The sequence below is a fragment of the Shigella sp. FC1544 genome (assembly GCF_001722145.1).
GTDB lineage: Bacteria > Pseudomonadota > Gammaproteobacteria > Enterobacterales > Enterobacteriaceae > Escherichia > Escherichia coli.
Window position 1 is genome coordinate 1 of the sequence record NZ_MECT01000449.1, and the last position, 450, is coordinate 450.

Consider the following 450-nt stretch of genomic DNA (forward strand, 5'->3'; position numbering starts at 1 on the left):
AGCAGGCGCTGGAGTTCTTTAATCTGCTTCATGGCGGCAGCAAGTTCAGAGGCAGGAACAACCTGTTCTCCGGCGGCCACAGCAGTAAGACTTCCTTCCTGGTATTGCTTACGCCAGAGAAATAACTGGCTGGCTGCTACACCATGTTGCCGGGCAACGAGGGAGACCGTCATCCCCGGTTCAAAGCTCTGCTGAACAATTGCGATCTTTTCCTGTGTGGTACGCCGTCTGCGTTTCTCCGGCCCTAAGACATCAATCATCTGTACTCCAATGACTAGTCTAAAAACTAGTATTAAGACTATCACTTATTTAAGTGATACTGGTTGTCTGGAGATTCAGGGGGCCAGTCTAGTAACCCACCGTTATATTCGTGCGGTCTTAGTGCGCTGTAATATCCAACGATATAGTCCGTTATGGCGTGAGCTGCCTCGCTGAAGCTTACGTAACCCA

The 450-nt window shown here is 49.8% G+C and carries 1 protein-coding gene and 1 pseudogene; both read right to left on the minus strand.

Going from position 1 to position 450, the window contains the following annotated elements:
- On the minus strand, positions 1–260 hold a 260-nt coding region (locus tag BGK49_RS18245), incomplete at its 3' end, for a transposase (RefSeq protein ID WP_000567716.1).
- Between the two features lie 41 nt (positions 261–301).
- Positions 302–450, minus strand: a pseudogene (locus BGK49_RS29705) (IS3 family transposase); the annotation flags it as partial.